Origin of the sequence: Paraburkholderia solisilvae (assembly GCF_902859875.1) — a bacterium.
Taxonomy (GTDB): domain Bacteria; phylum Pseudomonadota; class Gammaproteobacteria; order Burkholderiales; family Burkholderiaceae; genus Paraburkholderia; species Paraburkholderia solisilvae.
On the sequence record NZ_CADIKF010000041.1, the window covers coordinates 22,868 to 40,696 of the forward strand.

Annotated in this window: 16 protein-coding genes and 1 pseudogene; 10 read left to right on the forward strand and 7 right to left on the reverse strand. The window is 60.4% G+C overall.

The features are described from left to right. Window positions 1–25: 25 nt before the first annotated feature. Window positions 26–946 carry a LysR family transcriptional regulator gene (locus tag HV675_RS22720; RefSeq protein ID WP_175113387.1) on the reverse strand — a complete coding sequence of 307 codons (921 nt, stop codon included), beginning with the start codon at window positions 944–946 and terminating at the stop codon, window positions 26–28. A gap of 167 nt (window positions 947–1,113) precedes the next feature. Between HV675_RS22720 and HV675_RS22725 the strand changes: the two genes are divergently transcribed. Next, entirely contained in the window at window positions 1,114–1,311 is a 198-nt protein-coding gene (locus HV675_RS22725) for a hypothetical protein (RefSeq protein WP_175113389.1), read from the forward strand. A 644-nt stretch (window positions 1,312–1,955) separates the two neighbouring features. On the opposite strand, the gene HV675_RS22730 is transcribed toward HV675_RS22725, so the two are convergent. Next, the gene (locus HV675_RS22730; protein ID WP_175113391.1) at window positions 1,956–2,711 is read right to left on the reverse strand and encodes an SDR family oxidoreductase; all 756 of its coding nucleotides are present in this window, start codon (window positions 2,709–2,711) and stop codon (window positions 1,956–1,958) included. 401 nt (window positions 2,712–3,112) lie between these two features. Between HV675_RS22730 and HV675_RS22735 the strand changes: the two genes are divergently transcribed. From HV675_RS22735 to HV675_RS22750, 4 genes are read left to right on the forward strand one after another with little or no spacing between them, the layout of a single operon-like run. After that, the gene (locus tag HV675_RS22735; RefSeq protein ID WP_175113393.1) at window positions 3,113–3,445 is read left to right on the forward strand and encodes an ArsR/SmtB family transcription factor; all 333 of its coding nucleotides are present in this window, start codon (window positions 3,113–3,115) and stop codon (window positions 3,443–3,445) included. A gap of 49 nt (window positions 3,446–3,494) precedes the next feature. After that, on the forward strand, window positions 3,495–4,016 hold the full coding sequence (locus tag HV675_RS22740) for an arsenate reductase ArsC (RefSeq protein ID WP_175113395.1): 522 nt from the start codon (window positions 3,495–3,497) through the stop codon (window positions 4,014–4,016). After that, window positions 4,003–5,079 carry an ACR3 family arsenite efflux transporter gene (gene arsB, locus HV675_RS22745; RefSeq protein WP_246270480.1) on the forward strand — a complete coding sequence of 359 codons (1,077 nt, stop codon included), beginning with the start codon at window positions 4,003–4,005 and terminating at the stop codon, window positions 5,077–5,079. Before HV675_RS22740 ends, arsB begins: the two co-directional genes overlap by 14 nt. Window positions 5,080–5,110: 31 nt before the next feature. Continuing rightward, window positions 5,111–6,349: an MFS transporter gene (locus tag HV675_RS22750; protein ID WP_175113399.1), complete on the forward strand. Its 1,239-nt coding sequence runs from the start codon at window positions 5,111–5,113 to the stop codon at window positions 6,347–6,349. Between the two features lie 43 nt (window positions 6,350–6,392). Here the strand turns inward: HV675_RS22750 and HV675_RS22755 are convergent, their stop codons facing one another. Further along, window positions 6,393–9,311: an autotransporter family protein gene (locus tag HV675_RS22755; RefSeq protein WP_175113401.1), complete on the reverse strand. Its 2,919-nt coding sequence runs from the start codon at window positions 9,309–9,311 to the stop codon at window positions 6,393–6,395. Window positions 9,312–9,861: 550 nt separating this feature from the next. Between HV675_RS22755 and HV675_RS22760 the strand changes: the two genes are divergently transcribed. Together HV675_RS22760 and HV675_RS22765 are read left to right on the forward strand one after the other, a co-directional pair. Next, window positions 9,862–11,058 (forward strand): cytochrome P450, encoded by a 1,197-nt coding sequence (locus HV675_RS22760; protein ID WP_175113403.1) that lies wholly within the window; start codon window positions 9,862–9,864, stop codon window positions 11,056–11,058. Between the two features lie 114 nt (window positions 11,059–11,172). Beyond that, window positions 11,173–12,108, forward strand: a complete 936-nt coding sequence (locus tag HV675_RS22765) for a glycoside hydrolase family 16 protein (protein WP_175113404.1) — start codon at window positions 11,173–11,175, stop codon at window positions 12,106–12,108. A gap of 12 nt (window positions 12,109–12,120) precedes the next feature. Here the strand turns inward: HV675_RS22765 and HV675_RS22770 are convergent, their stop codons facing one another. Continuing rightward, the gene (locus HV675_RS22770) at window positions 12,121–13,083 is read right to left on the reverse strand and encodes a GlxA family transcriptional regulator (RefSeq protein ID WP_175113405.1); all 963 of its coding nucleotides are present in this window, start codon (window positions 13,081–13,083) and stop codon (window positions 12,121–12,123) included. Window positions 13,084–13,282: 199 nt separating this feature from the next. On the opposite strand from HV675_RS22770, the gene HV675_RS22775 reads away from it, so the two are divergent. The 3 genes from HV675_RS22775 (at window position 13,283) to HV675_RS22785 (ending at window position 15,056) form a co-directional block, all read left to right on the forward strand. Next, window positions 13,283–13,690, forward strand: coding sequence for an MAPEG family protein (locus HV675_RS22775; RefSeq protein WP_175113407.1), 408 nt, complete (start codon window positions 13,283–13,285; stop codon window positions 13,688–13,690). A gap of 44 nt (window positions 13,691–13,734) precedes the next feature. Next, entirely contained in the window at window positions 13,735–14,673 is a 939-nt protein-coding gene (locus HV675_RS22780; protein ID WP_175113409.1) for a PLP-dependent cysteine synthase family protein, read from the forward strand. 68 nt (window positions 14,674–14,741) lie between these two features. Next, window positions 14,742–15,056 carry a helix-turn-helix domain-containing protein gene (locus tag HV675_RS22785; RefSeq protein WP_175113411.1) on the forward strand — a complete coding sequence of 105 codons (315 nt, stop codon included), beginning with the start codon at window positions 14,742–14,744 and terminating at the stop codon, window positions 15,054–15,056. Between the two features lie 80 nt (window positions 15,057–15,136). Here HV675_RS22785 and HV675_RS32615 read toward each other — a convergent pair. The 3 genes and pseudogenes from HV675_RS32615 to HV675_RS22795 form a co-directional block, all read right to left on the reverse strand. Further along, window positions 15,137–15,283: pseudogene (locus HV675_RS32615) on the reverse strand (epoxide hydrolase); the annotation flags it as partial. A 28-nt stretch (window positions 15,284–15,311) separates the two neighbouring features. After that, window positions 15,312–16,115 carry a lipid II flippase Amj family protein gene (locus HV675_RS22790; RefSeq protein WP_175113412.1) on the reverse strand — a complete coding sequence of 268 codons (804 nt, stop codon included), beginning with the start codon at window positions 16,113–16,115 and terminating at the stop codon, window positions 15,312–15,314. 172 nt (window positions 16,116–16,287) lie between these two features. Then, entirely contained in the window at window positions 16,288–17,769 is a 1,482-nt protein-coding gene (locus tag HV675_RS22795) for a carboxypeptidase M32 (protein WP_175113415.1), read from the reverse strand. Window positions 17,770–17,829 lie beyond the last annotated feature (60 nt).

The window sequence follows — 17,829 nt, forward strand, 5'->3', positions numbered from 1 at the left end:
AAGAAAGTAAAATCCGTTCGATTACCTACAATGTTTCGTGCCGTTTATCGGAGTGCACTACTTCTCCTAAAATATCCAGGTTCCTGTGCAGGACGGTCGTCACACAATCGATCACAACCTTAACGACAGGATTTTCGCTGTCTTGACGGCGTGTCACCAACCAGAGATCGAGTGACGGAGGGCTCACATCGAAAGAGCAGGGCGTGAGCATCTCGTCTGCCCGGCCCAGGAAATGAGGTATTAGAGCTATCCCTGCGCCGGCACGTGCGGCGTCTGCCTGTAATCGTTGACTATTTGAGCGGAAGGCAACGCGGGCTGTGGGAAATTGCTCGTTGAACCATGCAGGACTTGGCATATGAGCGTAGCTTTCATTGTATCCAACAAAGATCGGGGGTTCGCCTTTACTGAGGCGCGTGCTCCACTCTTTGGAAGCGTAAAAACCGTAGCCGATTTTCGCTAGAGATTTGATGATCAAATTGCGTCCGTCGGGTCTGCTGAACCGCAAGGCGATGTCAGCTTCGTGCCTTTCCAGGCTCACCGGCCTGACATCAACAACTACCTCTATATCCAATGCCTCGTGACGCCTCGCGAGATCAGCGAGCGGATGAGCCAAGAAACATTGGATAAGAGTGGGCGTGGCATGGACACGAACCAGACCCTTAAGGGAAGTGTCCGCTCCGCCGCGTCTAAGCAATTCAGCCTGGTTTTCCATATTGTATGCAGCATCGACAATTCGCCGACCTGCGCATGTCAGCACATACCCATCCGGCCGGCGGTCGACAAGCTTCTCGCCCAATACTTTCTCGAGCGTCGATACGCGGCGTGACACCGTCGCATGGTTGACCGATAAGACGCGCGCAGCTGCGGACAAGCTGCGATGACGGGCTAGTACCGTGAAAAAGTGTATGTCTTCCCAATCCAGTTGTTTGCGAAAGCGGCTGGCCATTCTTTGCAGTTTCGATCGATGTTTAGTTTGAGCGGCATGGAGAAATTCACTCCTCGCTCTTTTTCTAGAGTTCCGCGATTTTTGCCAGCGATGTTCTCGCAAGGCAAAAACGGCGAAGCTTCCCGAGCCGACATTTTTCCGGTGCAGTAGTCAGCAACCGAGCTGACATGACGACGAGTCTGGTAGGCGAAACCGCAGCCATTCACCCTCGCCAGGCATTGACGGTGCCTGCCAGACCGACCCTCGATCCAGAACCGGGTCGAGGCAGTGATGCCTCACAGGATATGACAGATGTGTGCTTTTCGATGGCGCCCGACGATGTGTTGTCGTCCGGGCTGAAGCTATTATTCGATCAGCTGCTGTGAAAATTTTCTACTGCATCGGAGGCAAGACTCGACGGTCTTATGCAATGGAGCGCTTCACCATGTCAATGTTTTATTGGCTGTTCGGGACAAGCGGTTTGCGTTTTTAACGATGTGGCAGATCGAATTTGCACATGCTTTCCGGCAGAAATTTTCGGATCGAGCGCCTTAGTCGGCCGCCGACGCTGCCAAGGCGAGTATATGGCTACGTCGCCGGTTACTGCGTCTTCGATGATTTCGCTGAATGCGGTTAAGGGGCTGGCTATCTGCCTGTCTGCCTGTTTCGTGGTTAAACCACTCGCTGGCAGGCTCTTGCGGGCCGTGAGATGCGAGCCGAGCAGTAACCTTCGGGCTTTAGTCTTTCGATAGGGAATTCGAACGAAACGGCTTGTGGATGACGGTTGGCCGTATCGCGAGCCGCCTTCGGTATGACGCAGGCAGTGGCACGTAGCTTTAGCGCAAGCCATTCGGTGCCACTCCTAAGCTTCGCATGAGTTCGCCCACATTGCCGGACCTGTGCGAGCGTCGCCTGAATAGTCTTCTGGAGAACCGCTTTACAGCGCTTCGAGGCTACCATGTCGGATGCGACTGCTGCGCCGCGACCAGGCTATGGCGCCGGACCGTGCCCGGTTCGTTGCGTTGCAGAATCACCCCCCCGCCTTTGACCGTCGGACCCATTCATCCAGACCGACATGGCCGAGGCGCGCGTCGCCCAATGGCACCAGTGAATGTTCTTCGACGATTCCGCCAAAGTATCGTGCGTCGGGATCGCGCACAACCTGACGCGGGTCGCCGACTGCCTTCAGATAGCGGGCGATCAGTTCGTCAAACGGCGCGCGTTCCGGACCGGCAATCTCGACGATGCCATTGCGGGGCGCTGCGACTGCCACCTCCGCGACGCTGGCGGCAACGTCGTCGGCTGCGATGGGCTGGAACAGCCCGGGTGAGAGCCTCACGACGTTTTCTGCTGTGCACGAATCGGCGATGCCGCCGAGAAACTCCAGAAACTGGGTCGCGCGGACAAGGGTATAAGGGATGCCGGCCGCCTGGATCAGCTTCTCCTGCGCAACCTTGGCACGGAAATAACCATTCTCCGGTGTGCGCTCGATGCCGACGATCGACAACGCGACGTGGTGCTTCACGCCCACTGCTTTCTCCACCGCAAGAAGGTTGCGGGTGGAGGTTTCGAAGAACGCCAGAACCGCCTTGTCTTCGAAGGAGGGCGAATTGGCCAGGTCGACCACGACCTGAGCGCCGGTGAGGGCTGCCTCGAGTCCTTCGCCAGTCACGCTATTGATGCCGTTTCTGGGCGAGGCCGCGACGACCTCGTGTCCGTCCTGGAGCAGAATCGCGACAGTCTTCGAGCCGATCAGGCCGGTCCCACCGATGACGACGATCTTCATGTTTGATCCTCCATTCCGTTAGCGGCAACGCTCCGCACAAAGCATCATAGGTGTGCGCGGCGTGTCGCGGTAGGCGCGCGAAGAGGGCCACGGTGTTGTCTATAAGGCACCAGTGCAAGCGGATACGGTCAAGGGCGCTTTTGAATAAAGTCCGATATGGCAATCGCTTAAAGCCACGGACTCTGTACCGCATTCGTGTGACCGGCGCCGGTGACGACCATTCGTTTGTCGTGCGATCGACCGGACATGCATGCGGCTCGGCAACACTTTCAAACGACGCAGTCGATATGTGTCGGGTACTAAAAGCGCGACCATCGGTAACGGTCGGCGTTTGTGCCGGCATCTGCCGGTTCATTTCGATAATACTTGAAATATCGAAATGAACCGGGTATCGTGCCGCAATGGACTCGAATCTCGTCGTACGCGCGTTGGGCGCGCTCGCTCACGAATCACGCCTCGCGATTTTCCGCGCGCTTGTCGTCGCCGGCCCGGACGGGATGCCAGCCGGCGAAATCGCGCAGCAGCTCGGACTGGCTCCTTCAAGCCTGTCATTTCATCTGAAGGACCTGTCCCATGCGGAGTTGGTCAAACCAAGACAGGAAGGGCGCTTCATCATCTACACGGCCAATTTCGATGCGATGACTGGCGTCATTGCGTTCCTCACTGAGAACTGCTGCGCCGGCGCGCCATGCGCGGCAGGCGACCTGGCTTCCTGTTGCGCAGACAAATCATGAAGCGCATGCACCTTCACCTATCGGTCGTTGGCATCCTTCCGGGCCGCACGTGAACGATAAAACCTGGTCCATCCTCATTCTTTGCACCGGCAACAGCGCACGCAGCATCATCGCCGAAGCGCTGTTCAATGTGCTTGGCGAAGGCCGTTTTCACGCATACAGCGCGGGCAGTCACCCTACCGGCATCGTCAACCCGTTTGCAGTCGAGCGCTGCGAAGCGTTGGGTTACGACACGTCGCGTTTGCGCAGCAAGAGCTGGGATGAATTCGCGATGCCCGATGCGCCGCATATGGATTTCGTGATCACCGTCTGCGATCAGGCCGCGGGCGAAGTCTGCCCGATCTGGCCGGGCACACCGGTCACTGCGCACTGGGGCTTCGAAGACCCGGCCGCATTTGACGGCACTGACGATGAAAAGCGCAAAGAATTCGACAAGGTGTTCCGACAAATCTTGAACCGCGTCAGTCAATTCGTGAACCTGCCGCTGCATGTGCTCGACCACAGCGCAATCCAGCATGAAATGCGCGCGATCGGCGCGAAGCCTGCCGAGGAATCCAGTGAGCAACGCTGACGCCGCGGCGTGCACCGTGCGGCCGGCAATCGGCTTTTTCGAGCGCTATCTGACAGCTTGGGTCGCGCTGTGCATCGTGGCCGGCATCGCGGTCGGGCAAGCCCTCCCGCAAATCTTCCAGGCAATCGGCCGCATGGAGCTCGCACACGTGAACCTGCCGGTTGGCGTGCTGATCTGGGTGATGATCGTGCCGATGCTGATCAAGATCGATTTTTCGGCGATGGCGCAGGTCAGAAACCAATGGCGCGGCATCGGCGTCACGCTGTTTGTGAACTGGCTCGTCAAGCCGTTTTCGATGGCGCTGCTCGGCTGGGTCTTTGTGCGGCACGTGTTTGCGCCCTGGCTTCGGGCGGACCAGCTCGACAGCTATGTGGCCGGGCTGATTCTGCTTGCCGCCGCGCCTTGTACGGCGATGGTGTTCGTCTGGTCGCAACTATGCAAGGGCGATCCCTATTTCACGCTGTCGCAGGTCGCGCTCAACGACTCGATCATGATCATCGCGTTTGCGCCGCTGGTCGCGCTGCTGCTCGGCCTGTCGGCAATCGCGGTGCCGTGGGACACGCTGATCATCTCGGTCGCGCTTTATATCGTCGTTCCGGTCGCTATCGCGCAAGTCGTCCGACGCCGTTTGCTCGCGCGCGGCGACGCGCATTTCCGGCGAGCCGTCGCACGTCTCGGCCCGTATTCGATCTGCGCATTGCTCGCCACACTTGTACTGCTCTTTGCCTTTCAGGGGCAGGCGATCGTGCGGGAGCCGCTCGTGATTGCGATGCTCGCTGTGCCGATCCTCGTACAGGTGTTAGTCAATTCGGGGCTCGCGTATCTGCTTAACCGACGTCTCGGTGTCGCGCATTGCGTCGCGGGTCCGTCGAGCCTGATTGGCGCGAGTAACTTTTTCGAACTGGCCGTCGCAACGGCAATCAGTCTCTTCGGTTTTCACTCGGGGGCTGCGCTCGCGACGGTCGTTGGCGTGCTGATCGAAGTGCCGGTGATGCTGCTGGTCGTTGGTATCGTGAATCGTTCGCAGCCTTGGTACGAAGCCAGCCGGATTCCGCGCGCGTGAAGGTTGCCGCGCATTTTTGCTCGCAGGATTCATGACCGTACAAGCGAATAGCGGCAGCGCCGCAACGTGGGCGCTCGCGGCAGCACAACTCGTCGCGTGGGGCGCGATCTATTACGCGTTTTCCCTCTTTGTCGTCCCGATGGAAAGCGCGATGGGATGGAGCCGTACGGCAACCAACGCCGCGCTATCGGTCGGTCTGCTCGTATCGGGGTTAGCCGCGTGGCCGGTCGGCGTGTGGATCGATCGCGGGCACGGGCGGCAGATCATGACCTGGGGTTCGGTGCTGGCCACAGCGATGCTCGCGTTGTGGTCGCAAGCGCATAGTCTGACTACGCTGTTTATCGCGTGGATCGGCCTCGGCGTAGCGATGGCCGCGACCCTCTACGACCCGGTATTCGCGATTATCACGCGCAACTTTCCCGGCAGCTTCCGTAAGAGGATTACGCTGATCACACTGGTCGGCGGCTTCGCGAGTACGGTCTTTATCCCGCTTACACACGGCTTCGTCGACTCGCTCGGCTGGCGCGACGCTCTGCTCGCGCTTGCCGCGATCAATCTGGCGATCTGTGTGCCGCTCAATGGTCTCGCGATCGGCCGCCATACCGCTCACACCGATCGCACAGACCACAAGACCGCAATACGGCGCGACAACGCGGCCGGCACGCAGCGTGCGCTGCGAACGCCGACGTTCTGGGCGCTGGTCGTCTGCTTTACCGCCTACTACGCAACCTTCGCAGCGCTGACGTTTCACCTCGTCCCGCTATTGACTGAACGTAACGTAGCGCCGGCGGTTGTCATCGCAACGATGGCGGTCATTGGCCCGGCGCAGGTGCTCGCGCGCATTCTCTGGTTCACGATCGGCCGCAAGGTCCGGCCGTCGGCCATGGGTATGGTGATCACGACAGCGTTCCCGGCTTCTGTCGTGATTCTGATGCTCGCCGGCAAGTCGCCCGTTTTGCTGATTCTGTTTGCGATCGTGTATGGCGGCGCCAACGGGATGATGACGATTTTGCGCGGGACGATCGTGCAGGACGTGATGTGGACGGAAGGTTACGGCGCGGTGAGCGGCCTGCTTTCGATGCCGTCGAACGTCGCCAAAGGCATCGCACCGATTTCCGCGGCGGCGATCTGGTCGATCGGACGTGACTATGTTCCGGTCGAGTGCGCGGTGTTGCTTGTGTCGCTGGTGTCCGCCGCGGCGTTCGTGGTGGCGATGCGCCTAGCCGGCAACGAACGCCGTCGCTCCTTCGAGCAATCGGCTAGCGGCTGATGGTGGCCGTTCCGATTGTCTGATTTGACACAGTCGACAAACATCACCAGCTGAACCGGTAACCCGCCTGTGCGAACACGTTGCGCCGGTACTCGCCGCTGAAGTCATGCGCGTATTTCACGTTCGCGTACAGTTCAGCGCTTTTGCCGAAGCTGCCCGTGATTCCGACGCCGAGCTCGTACCACGTCTTGCCCAGCTCATTGTCGAGCGACGTGCTGGCAACCGTAGTTTGTCCCGGCGAGAAGAAGTCATGCAGCACGTCGGCGGTGAAATAAGGCGTGACGGCCGACGTCTTCGATTCATTGCTCAGATTGGCCCTGAAGAGCCGGAACCCGAGGCGGCCGCGCAACCCGTTCGTCGTATTCGCGCCGACCGGCGAGATGCCGTCGTCGAAATCGTTCAGGTGCAGGTATTGATACAACAGTTGGGCCTGCGGTTCGATCGCGACGGTGGTCGAACCGAGCAGGAAGGGCTTGCCGGCTTCTCCGGAAACGCCTGCGCCAAAGCCGTTCTGGCTGGCGCCGTCGCCGAGAATATCGCCGTACCGGTTGTGATAATGCGTCAGTTGCCCGACGCCGTCGAAGTAGGTGCCGTCAGGCAGGTACCGCGTCCAGTAGCCGCCAATCGATTGCGCCTGCGTTTCAACGGTGCCGGTCGAGTCCGGCAGCCCGACGGTGCTTCGCGCGCTGTCGCTGAATGACGCGGACGTGGACCCGATGGTCACCGTTGCGCCCGCATGCGTGCTGCCGCCGTCGGCGCCGCGCGCGAGCGTCCAGTCCTTGCCGAACTGTGCGAAGAAGGTACGCTCGTCGGCGGAGAAGCGGTTGCCGGCGTCCGCATCGAGGTTCTGTCCGCCGATGCGGCCCCAGACGCCGTTGTTGTTCGCAGGTTGCCCCGATTGCGCCGATGGTGCCGATTGTGCCGATTGCCCCGACTCGACGCTCGCCATGTCGCCGACGCGCTCCTGCAAGCGGCCGAGGATCGTATAGCCATAGTCGAAGTTGAGCAGCGGCGTGACGGAATAGCCGGCGACTGCCGGACGATATGCGACCGGCGCTGCCGCAGCCGCATTGTTGCTCGCTGGCGGCGTGGTGTTTGCGGAGGATGCCGGCGCCTCGAACTGCGATCGCAGATACCAGTCGTTCGCGCTTGCCGCACCACCCTGATACAGCAGGTACTGATATGCGCCGGCCTGAACCGGCGCCACGAGATGGAAACTGTTTGCTGCCGACGTGCCGTTGACCTGCACGAGTTGAATGCCGTCGCCGACGGTCAGCGCCCCTGAACCCGACCCATTGACCTTGATGCCCGTCGTGCCGCTGGCATTGCCGCCCACGACGAGCCGGTCGGATTGCGCTGCGGCACCGCCTGCGTTGAGCACCGTGTTCAGCGCGAGTTGCCCGTTCGTGCCTGCATAGTTGCCGGCGACGTTCAGCACGTTGCCGATCTGGCCGGATGCCGCTGCCAGATTGACGAGACCCGCGTTGTTTAAATTGCCGCCGATGTTGAACGAACCCGTGCTGCCCGATGCGAATGACGCGATCGCGTTCGCCGCCGCAACCGTGCCGCTATTGTTCACCGAACCCGACACCGTGCCGTAGCCGCCGAGCGTCGCGCTTGCCGCGACGCTTGTCAGGCCCGATCCGATCGTCGCGTTCGTATGCGCCGCATCGCCGACCGCCAGCGTGCCGGCCATCACATTGGTGCCGCCGGAGTAGCTGTTCGCGGCGGTCAGGATCGTTGTGCCCGTGCCGACCTGATTGACCGCGCCGGTGCCGCTGATCACGTTATCGAAAGTGAATGCATCGCTGCGGTTGAAGGCGAGGGTCGCGTCGTCGGTGACGTTGCCGATGATGCTGCCGCTCGTGCCGCCGTTGCCGATCTGCAGCGTGCCTTGCTGGATCGACCACGGCGTAGCAGTGGTGCCCGTGCCGGTCAAAGCCCAGGTGCTCGTGCCGGTCTTTTCGAAGACATTGAAGTTCTGGTACTGAGCGGTGGCGCCGATCGATGAGACGTCGAATACGTCGTTCGCGGCGCCGCCGAGGATCAGCGTGTTGTTGCCCGCTGCCGCTGCATTGGCCACGACGTTGCCCGTGATGGTGGATCCCGCTTGCAGCTCGAGCGACAGGGTGCCCGTATTCCCGGCGGTGAACTGGATCGCATTGGCCCCGCCGGTGCCGGCCTGCAGGGTGCCGCTGTTGGTCAGCGTCATGCTGCCGCTGTTCACCTGAATCGCAGCCGCCCCGTTGCCGCCGATGATCGTGCCGGTATTGACGATCGGCGCCGTGCCGAGGCGAAAACTCACACCTGCCGCGCCCACATGGGCGCCCGTCAGATCTGAGCCGCCGCGAATCGTGCCATGGTTGATCAATGTCGAGATAGCACCGGGGCCGCCCGCGAGCACGCCAAAGCCGGCCCCCGTGCCGCCATTGGTATTTCCTCCCTGAATCGTGCCGTTGTTGGTCAGCGTGGCGCCTCGCTGGATCTCGGCGCCGATTCCTCCCACGCCGGTGGACGACGAGCTTCCGCCGCTAATCGTGCCGTTGTTCGTGAGCGTCGCGTCTGTCATAAACACGCCAAGACCGCCGGTTTGCCCAGCGCCGGCGCTGCCCGCAGTTATCGCGCCGTTATTGATGACGGTCGTGGGTACGGTTGTACCGTTCAGCTGCGAGCCCGCTCCCCCTGTACTCCCGGCTCCATTGACTCCAGCCAGATTTCCATCGATGGTCAGCGTGCCTGACCATGAGGTGGCGCCCGTTAGCGTGAAGCTTCCGGTATCAATCGTGATGGCCTTGGTGGTGCCTGGTAGCGCGCCTGAGAGCTGGAAACTCCCGCTCAACTGGATGGTGGAACTGGCGTCGGTGGATGAGTTGGCAGTGTTGATTGCATCGACGAGGCTTTGCTGACTGTTCACGCCCGGGATGACCACTGCCAACGCCGGCCGCGGGAGCGTGCCGGCCATCGCCAGCGCGAGGCAGGAGAGGGCAAAGCGTTCGTATCGTCGTGTGTGCCGCTTCGACCGATCATTTGAAACTTTGTCCTGCCCGCGATCGCCAGGCCCAGAAGCCGTCGTGTCGTCAACGGCGACCACCCCACCCCGAATATTCTTGTAAGCAAACCGATTCGCGCGATTGTCCATTCTCGTTCTCTAACGTGTCCGGTACCGCGCGCACGTTAGCAGAGGCATTCGGGCAGGATTGTGAACGATTGTGAACTGCGGTGTCGCACGATAAATGGGCCGGGCACGGAACGCGTTCGAGCGCTTTTTCGGACTCAACCCGGTGACGAGGTTAAGAGAATGCGTGCGAGTTCTCCGGTATGGCGATCACTGATCGGCCGCCGAACGCGGCCGTGTATTCCTTCGGCCACGCCGTGATATTTCTTCGTATCTCACGCAGAGAACGATACCGAACCGTAGCGGTGGATGAGTCCAACCGGGCTGGGAATATAACGGCGATGCCACACGTTAATTTATTAACGTGCGTATGCACTTTAAACGGGAACGCAGCGACATGAATCTTGCCGACTTTCAGACCGACTCGTTTTTCCAGAACCCGTACCCGACTTATGCGGCCTTGCGCGCGCAGGGTCCGATCGTGCCGGTCGCGCCGAACCTGATGATGACAGGGCACTACGACGTCATCGATGCATTGCTTCACGATCGCCGCATGGGCAGGGCTTACCTGGAAAGCGTCCAGACGCGGTATGGCCATGCCGGCCCGGATCAGCCGATATTCCGGCGCATGAGCCAGACGATTCTCGCGATGAATGCGCCCGCTCATACGCCATTACGCAGTCTGATGATGAAGGCATTCAACGCGCGGCAAGTCGAGTCGATACGCGAGATTGCGCGCGCCACGGCGAACCGGCTCGTCGACGGGTTGACGAAGGCCGAAAGCGCGGACCTTGTCGCGAGCTATGCGCGGCCGTTGCCGGTTCAGACTCTCTGCCGCATGCTGGGCCTGCCGGTCGAAGACGCGGCCGCGCTCGCGGATGCGACCCGCGTGGTGGCACGTACGCTCGACGTGTCGCCGATACCGTTTGATGAACCCGGCGATCTGAACAAAGCCTGCGCGACGCTGGAGCGATATTTCACGGAAGTGATCGAGGCACGCCGCAAGCAGCCCGGCGACGATCTGATATCGCTGTTGCTGAGCGTCGAAGAAAGCGGCGTGATGCTGACCGAAGACGAAGTCATCGCGAATCTGATGCTGTTGTTCGCTGCGGGCCATGAGACATCGTCGAATATGATCGGCAATATGCTGGTTGCGTTGCATCGTCATCCGGAGCAGTTGCATTCTGTCAAACGGCACCGCGAACTGATTTCTCAGGCCGTACTCGAATGCGCGCGCTACGAGGGCGCGGCGCAATCGACGGTCCGCACTGCGCTGGAAGACATTCAGATTGCCGGCACGACCGTGCCGCGCAACACCGTCGTTCTGCTGGTGCTGGGTTCGGCGAATCGCGACCCTGCGAAATTCATCGATCCGGATCGGCTCGATATCGCGCGCGATGATGCACGGCAGTTATCGTTCGGCGCGGGCATTCACCATTGCCTTGGGTATCGGCTGGCGCTGCTGCAGCTCGAGACGTCGCTGAGCGTATTGCTCGAGCGTCTGCCGCGCCTGCGGCTGACGAACCTCGATGATCTGCAGTGGCATCAGCGCATCACCCAGCGCGGAGTGAATGCGTTGACAGGCTACTGGTAGGCGCAGTACACGCGTCGACTCGACTATCGACTTCGCCTGTACGCCGTCGCACAGAACTTTGTGAAGCACTCTGCGAAATTGATGCGACAGATGCGCATGGAGCGAGGGCAAGCGATGAGCCGTTTAAGCCAGGTGCTAATCGTGGCTTCGATATCAGTTCTGTCAATCCTGGTTGCCGCAGCGGATCCCGCATCGAATGCGGCTTCGACGTCGGCGCCTGTACCTGTACCTGCGCCGGCCTCGAGCGATGCTCCCCATGCGGGCGACATCGATTTGAGCGGATACACGCTGACCTTCGAAGACAATTTCGATCGTCTGAGCGTCGCGACCGGCTCGCCGAAAGGCAGTGCGACCTGGTTTCACATTCCGCCCTACGGACGGGCCGCAAACTACTCAGCTTCAAAGTGGGATAGCCGCGCGCTCAGCGTTTCCGGGGGCATCTTGTCCATCAAGGCATACAAGGACGCTGCCGGCGCCTGGCGTTCCGGCAACATCTCGTCGATGGACGAAGCCGGCCAGGGTTTTGCGCAACGCTACGGGTATTTTGAAGTGAGGGCGAAGATGCCGGAGTCCGGTACGGGATCCTGGCCGGCATTCTGGCTGATGAGTTCGACGTCCATCAATAACGCGTCGGGAAAACGGTTCTCGGAGATCGATATCTTCGAGTGGTACGGCAAGACGTACACGGATGATCGCGCCATTATTTCAGAAGCGTCGCACAACTGGGCGCCCGGCGGCGCGCGTGCTGAAGGGGCGGAATTTTTCTCGCCTGCCACGCCGATGCCGAACGGCGCAAAGCCCTGGAAGGGCTACCATATCTATGGTTGCCAGATCGACCCGGTGCACATCACCTGGTATATCGACGGCGTGCAGACCAATCAGATGCCGACCTCGAATGCCGCGGCCTATATGACAGGGCCTTATTACATGATGCTCGACTACGCGCTGGGCGGCGGTTGGCCGATAGACAAAGTTGTCAAAGATTCCACATTCGATATCGACTGGGTTCGCGTTTACGCGTTACCGGCGTCGGTCGGGCGGCCTGAATAACCGGCCGCGGCGCTATAGCATTTCCGCCCGAAGCTCTCTCACGCCATGCCCCAGCTTGCGGCGCAGCAACGTTCTTAATGTTGCCGAATCGGCGTAACCCACTTCACTCGCGATGGTCTCCAGGTCGCACCCTTCCGAAACAAGTTGCCGCGCGCGCTCGATCCGCAGATCCTGAAAGAATTCCAAAGGCGACTTGCCCAGCACCGCTTCTGTCCGGCGCTGCAGGGTTCGCGAATGAACCGCCAGGGCCTTTGCTGCGTCCGTCAGTGAAAAGCCATTGGACAGGTTATCCCGGGCCCATCTTTCGAACTTCGAGATTAGCGGATCGGCGTGGGCCAGATAGTCCGGAATGATGTAGTGCGCCTGGGACGAACGTTTGTCGATCAGCATGAAGCGGGCGACCAGAGCGGCCAGTTCCGGCGTCGCATGACGAACCAGCCAGAGCGCAAGATCGAGATGCCCCATGGCGGCGCCCGCCGTCACGATCCGGCCGGACTCGACAATCATCCGGGAATCGTCCAGTTTGACCGTCGGATAGCGCTGCCGGAAAAACGGCGCAAGCGACCACGTTGTCGTCGCCTCTGCGCCGTTCAGAATTCCTGATTCGGCGAGCACAAAGGTGCCGATGCATGCCGCCGCCACGTGAATCCCGGCGGCGTGCCAGGTCTGCAATTGGGGCAGCGCGTTCCGTATATCCGGACGTTGCAGGGTTTGCGCCAAACGTTCGGATTGCTTGGCGTTCAGCGCGGGAACGATGACCCAATCCGGCCGGCGAACCGCACTCAACGGCTCGACAGACACGGACAAACCCAGCGCCGTGCGTATGCGCTTGCGCGGGCCCACCAGGGTGACTTCGAAAGGCGGTGCGTCGAACCCTTGCGCCGCGGCCAGTTCGTTCGCTGTGGCAAATGTGTCGAGCAGCACCGTCATGCCGGTGTCGAACACTTCATCGAAGACGAGCAGGGTCAATCGCATATCGTGTGAATGTCGTGAATGTCGTGAATGTCGTGAATGTCGTGAATGTCGTGAATGTCGTGAATGTCGTGAATGTCGTGAATGTCGCTATTAATGTCGTTTGTGACTATAGTGCGCAACCGTCTCCGAGTCTAGACTGCGAAGCAATCCGGCGTCGACTTCGATCGCCGCAGCCCTCAGTCCGATGGAACACGCACCCATGAAATTCACGCCGGAACTTGATGTCCTGACGCTCACGGCGAGCGCGACGCTCCTGATGTGGATTCCGTACACGGCCGCCAGAATCATGACGCGCGGCTTGCCGGCGGTCTTGAACAATCCTGACCCCTCGTATCCGCGCGATCCGGCCTGGGCCGAACGCGCACGGCTCGCGCACGCGAATGCGATCGAGAATCTCGCGGTGTTCGCGACGCTCGTGCTGATCTGCGCGGCGATCGGGATAAGCACGCCGGCGACGGTCTTCGCGGCCAGGCTGTATTTGTTCGCGCGGCTGGTTCACTACGTTGTCTATGCGGCAGGTATTCCGATTGTGCGCACGGTCGCCTTTCTGGTCGGCTTCGCGGCGACGCTCGTGTTCGCAGTCGCGTTGCTCGGTCAGGCGAGCTAGTCGCGCGACGCGGCCTATTGTTCATCCTTATTGCGGGAATACCTATGAATTCTTCTCCCAGCACCATTCTCGACACGATTGGCAACACGCCGCTGTTGCCGTTGCGCCATGTCGTGCCGTCCAACGGCGCGCGGATTTTCATCAAGCTGGAAAGCCAGAATCCCACGGGGAGTATGAAGGACCGCATCGCGCTCGCGATGATCGAAGCGCCGGAACGCGATGGACGGCTCAAGCCCGGCGGCGCAGTGGTCGAATACACGGGCGGCAGTACAGGCGTTTCGTTGGCGCTGGTGTGTTCCGTCAAGCGACATCCGCTGCATCTTGTGTCATCCGATGCGTTCTCGAAAGAGAAGCTCGATCATATGCGTCTGCTGGGCGCGAAGCTGACGATTATCCCAAGCGACAATGGCAAGCAGACCGAGAAGCTGACAAAGGACATGATCCGCGAAGCGCATCGGATTGCGGACGATATGGGCGCGTACATTACCGCGCAGATGAAAAACACCGATCAGCTCGACGCGTACACCAGGATGGCCGACGAAATCTGGCGTCAAACCCGTGGTCGCATCGACGGCTTCGTCGGCAGCGTGGGCACGGCCGCGTCGATTCGCGGGCTCTCCACGCGTTTGCGCGAACACGATGCGCGGATTCGCGTGGTTGGTGTCGAACCCGCGGAGTCGGCGGTATTGTCGGGCGGCCCGACCGGCGCGCATAAGATCGACGGGATCGGCGCGGGTTATGTCGTGCCGCTTTGGCATGACAGGATTGCCGACGAACTCGGGCGTGTTTCCACCGACGAAGCGAGAGCCATGGCGTTTCGACTGGCGGCCGAGGAGGGACTGTTCTGCGGCACGTCCACGGGCGCAAACGTCACAGGCGCGTTGCGTCTTGCCGAACGTCTTGGCCCGAACGCCACGATTGTGACGATCATGTGCGATACCGGCATGAAGTACCTGAACTCGTTTGCGCAGTCGCTGGATTAACGGTTGCGCGATGCTTCGTAGCCGTTCGGCGTCGTGTCGAACGGCAGACTGTCTGCGCTTGAGTTTATTTGACCGATCGAGTCACGGCGCGCACCACGGCGGCACCCGTCTCATCCGCTTATTCGATCCGCTCGCGGCAACCGCGGATAGTTCGCCCGTTTGCGGGTCCACCTCTCGAATGTCTCGCGCACCACCTTAAGGCGTTCAACAATACGCCGCACGGTGCGATTCAGGAGGTCGCGTATCAGTGCGGCTTTACGAGTGCGGCGCACTTCAGCCGCGCGTTCAGGGAACGCTTTGGCCTGTCGCCGCGCGAGTATGCGGCGAGCCTGAAGACGATGAGCGTAGATGTGCTCGAAAGCGGATACGGGTCGCGCAATTGAGGTCGAGGCACGGCCAGGGAAAAACGAAAAGCAAACACGACACGGACGACGCGAATGCGGCGTTGTCTGTGTCGTCAAGTTCAGCGTATCGACTGGCAGCTCGCGCGCACCTCATCGGTGAAGGCTTGCGGCTGCTCCCATGCCCATGCGGCAAAGTGGCCGCCCTTCGGGAGGCGGTGGTCGTGGATCAGTTTTGGATACGCCTGCTCCGTCCAGCTGCGCGGCGCGTCAGCGGCGCTTGCTCGCGACGGCGGGCTAGATGAATTCAGCAACGCGGACAATCACAAATGCCGCCGGCACGAGCATCGCCTGTGCGCATAGCGTGCCGAGCACACGCGCGCCCGCAAGCGTCGTGATGGCCCGGCGGAAGCTGTTCTCCGAAACCCGGCCTTCGATGACATCGTCGGTCATGACGGAAACCTGCGGATCGATGATGACCGCCAATACGACGGTCGCGAACCTGTTGATGACCGACGACAGGTTCGCGCATGTTACGCGCAGCTCGGGCTTCAGATATCCGGCATACAACGACGCGAACACACCGACTGTCCAGATCGCCATGGCGACGACGTTCAATACGATGACCTTCCAGGACAATCCCGTGCTCGCGGCCAACTGCGTGACGTTGTGCCGCGAAGGAAGCCGCGCACCAATGCGGATATAGTCGACGCCCGCACGACTGAAGATACGCAGCAACAGACGGGGAATCGACCGGTTTGCCTGAAAGTGATCGACGGCGCGGCTGAAATAACGCTGGAACGTAGGAATCAGAAACGACCCGGCAATGCTTGCGACGGTGGCGGTGAGCAGGAATAGCCGAAAGTCGGCGAGCAACCCGCTACCCATGTGATGCGCGATATCCAGTTCGACCCGTTTCGCGATGAACGGCCCTTGAAGAGAATTGGCCGTCCGGGAAACCAGTGCAATGATCCCGAAAAGCGAAAACGATAAGGCTATGCGGCGCGTGCGAACGCCGGCGATCCGCACGGCATAGGCCAACGTCGCGATCACGTGGATGACGAATGTAAGCCCGCAAATCACATAAAGCTGACTGTCCATGGCATCACCGCGCGTATGGCAGGGACATGAGTGTACCTGAGCGAAGTTGCCGTACCGACCGTCGACGGCCGGAGCATTTCATCCTGACGATCCGGCCTGAGCCTGCGTAATCCGCCTGGGTGTGGTGGGCGAGAAATTCCCGCAATAAAGGCCGCCGCACGCCAGGCCCAGCTTACAGATAGCGGCGTTCCAGATGCGCGCGGAAGTGCTTCGTGTTGAGCGCTTCACCAGTGGCGTCGGTCATGAGTTTATCTGTGCGATGGAGACTGCCTTTGCTCCAGATATTCTCTTCGAGCCAGCCGGATAAGCCTTGCAGATTTTCCTCCGAAATTTCGCCGTTCAGCGACGGCAAAGCCCTGAGCGCGGCCTGGAACAACTGCGCCGCATACATCGCGCCCAGCGTGTACGTCGGGAAGTAGCCGAATGCCCCTTGAGTCCAGTGAATGTCCTGCATGCAGCCGTTCTGATAATTGCCTTCAGTGCCGATGCCCAGATAGTCCTGCATCTTCTGGTTCCACAAAGCGGGAATGTCATCGACCTCGATCTGACCTTCGATCAACGCCTTTTCAATCTCATAACGCAAGATGACATGCAACGGATAACTGATCTCGTCCGCGTCCACGCGGATCAATCCCGGTCTGGCCCGTTGAGCCAGCGCGATGAAATTGGCTTCAGTCAACGCAGGCGATTGACCAAACGCCGTTACGACGAGTGGATGCAGCATCTGAAGAAACGGCGTGCTACGCGCCACCTGCATTTCAAACATCAGGCTTTGTGATTCGTGAATGCCCATTGAGCGCGCGAGGCCGGCCGGTTGGTCACGCCATGCCTGAGGCAGATTCTGCTCATACCGCCCGTGGCCGGTTTCATGTATGGTGGCAAACAGCGCGGGCATGAAACTGGTTTCGTCGTAGCGCGTGGTGATACGCACATCTTGCGGCACGCCACCAGAAAACGGGTGCGCGCTCGAGTCCAGCCGACCGGCCGAAAAATTAAAGCCCAGAATACGCATCACCTTCAAGGCCAGTTCACGTTGCTTGCCTGGATCGAACGGGCCTTGCAAGGGCAGCGGCGGATTAGGCGCCTGTTTAGCCACGACCCGTCGCAGCAGGTCGGGCAGCCACGTTTTGAGGTCGCCAAAAATGCGATCCAATTCCTCACTTCGCATGCCCGGCTCGTACAAATCAAGTAGCGCATCGTATCGGGACACGCCGGTCGCCTCGGCACGGATTTTCGCTTCTTCGCGAGTCAGCTTCACCACTTCATGCAGATTCGACGCGAAGCCGACCCAGTCATTGGCAGGGCGCTGCGTGCGCCATGCGAAGCCGCACTTGCCGGTGGCCAGAGACCTCGCCTCGATCAATGCATCCGGCAACACAACGGCCCGGCGATAGGTGTTGCGCATTTCGGTCAGGTTAGCTTCATCCGCGCCCTCCAATGTTTCTTTCGAGGCGCTCTCCAGCAGCACGCCCACCTTCGGGTCGCACAGCAACTGATGACACAGCACGTCAATCTCGGCCAGTGCCTCAGACCGCGCCTGACTACCCTCGTGCGACATCATCGTTTGCATGTCCCAATGGGCGATTGCTGACAGATGGTTAAAGCGGCTGATGCGGGCAAAGATGCTGCGCAATTGCTGGTAAGCGGTGTTCATGGGGCTTCCACGTCTCGAAGTGAATGGTGTCACTGCCGGTTTGCAAGGCTTCCGATGCAG

Bases quoted from the DNA above. Each gene is read 5' to 3' on its own strand.
- HV675_RS22720 (WP_175113387.1), bottom strand. From the start codon at position 946: ATGGCCAGCCGCTTTCGCAAACAACTGGATTGGGAAGACATACACTTT.
- HV675_RS22725 (WP_175113389.1), top strand. From the start codon at position 1,114: ATGACGACGAGTCTGGTAGGCGAAACCGCAGCCATTCACCCTCGCCAG.
- HV675_RS22730 (WP_175113391.1), bottom strand. From the start codon at position 2,711: ATGAAGATCGTCGTCATCGGTGGGACCGGCCTGATCGGCTCGAAGACT.
- HV675_RS22735 (WP_175113393.1), top strand. From the start codon at position 3,113: ATGGACTCGAATCTCGTCGTACGCGCGTTGGGCGCGCTCGCTCACGAA.
- HV675_RS22750 (WP_175113399.1), top strand. From the start codon at position 5,111: ATGACCGTACAAGCGAATAGCGGCAGCGCCGCAACGTGGGCGCTCGCG.
- HV675_RS22755 (WP_175113401.1), bottom strand. From the start codon at position 9,311: ATGGCCGGCACGCTCCCGCGGCCGGCGTTGGCAGTGGTCATCCCGGGC.
- HV675_RS22760 (WP_175113403.1), top strand. From the start codon at position 9,862: ATGAATCTTGCCGACTTTCAGACCGACTCGTTTTTCCAGAACCCGTAC.
- HV675_RS22765 (WP_175113404.1), top strand. From the start codon at position 11,173: ATGAGCCGTTTAAGCCAGGTGCTAATCGTGGCTTCGATATCAGTTCTG.
- HV675_RS22770 (WP_175113405.1), bottom strand. From the start codon at position 13,083: ATGCGATTGACCCTGCTCGTCTTCGATGAAGTGTTCGACACCGGCATG.
- HV675_RS22775 (WP_175113407.1), top strand. From the start codon at position 13,283: ATGAAATTCACGCCGGAACTTGATGTCCTGACGCTCACGGCGAGCGCG.
- HV675_RS22780 (WP_175113409.1), top strand. From the start codon at position 13,735: ATGAATTCTTCTCCCAGCACCATTCTCGACACGATTGGCAACACGCCG.
- HV675_RS22790 (WP_175113412.1), bottom strand. From the start codon at position 16,115: ATGGACAGTCAGCTTTATGTGATTTGCGGGCTTACATTCGTCATCCAC.
- HV675_RS22795 (WP_175113415.1), bottom strand. From the start codon at position 17,769: ATGAACACCGCTTACCAGCAATTGCGCAGCATCTTTGCCCGCATCAGC.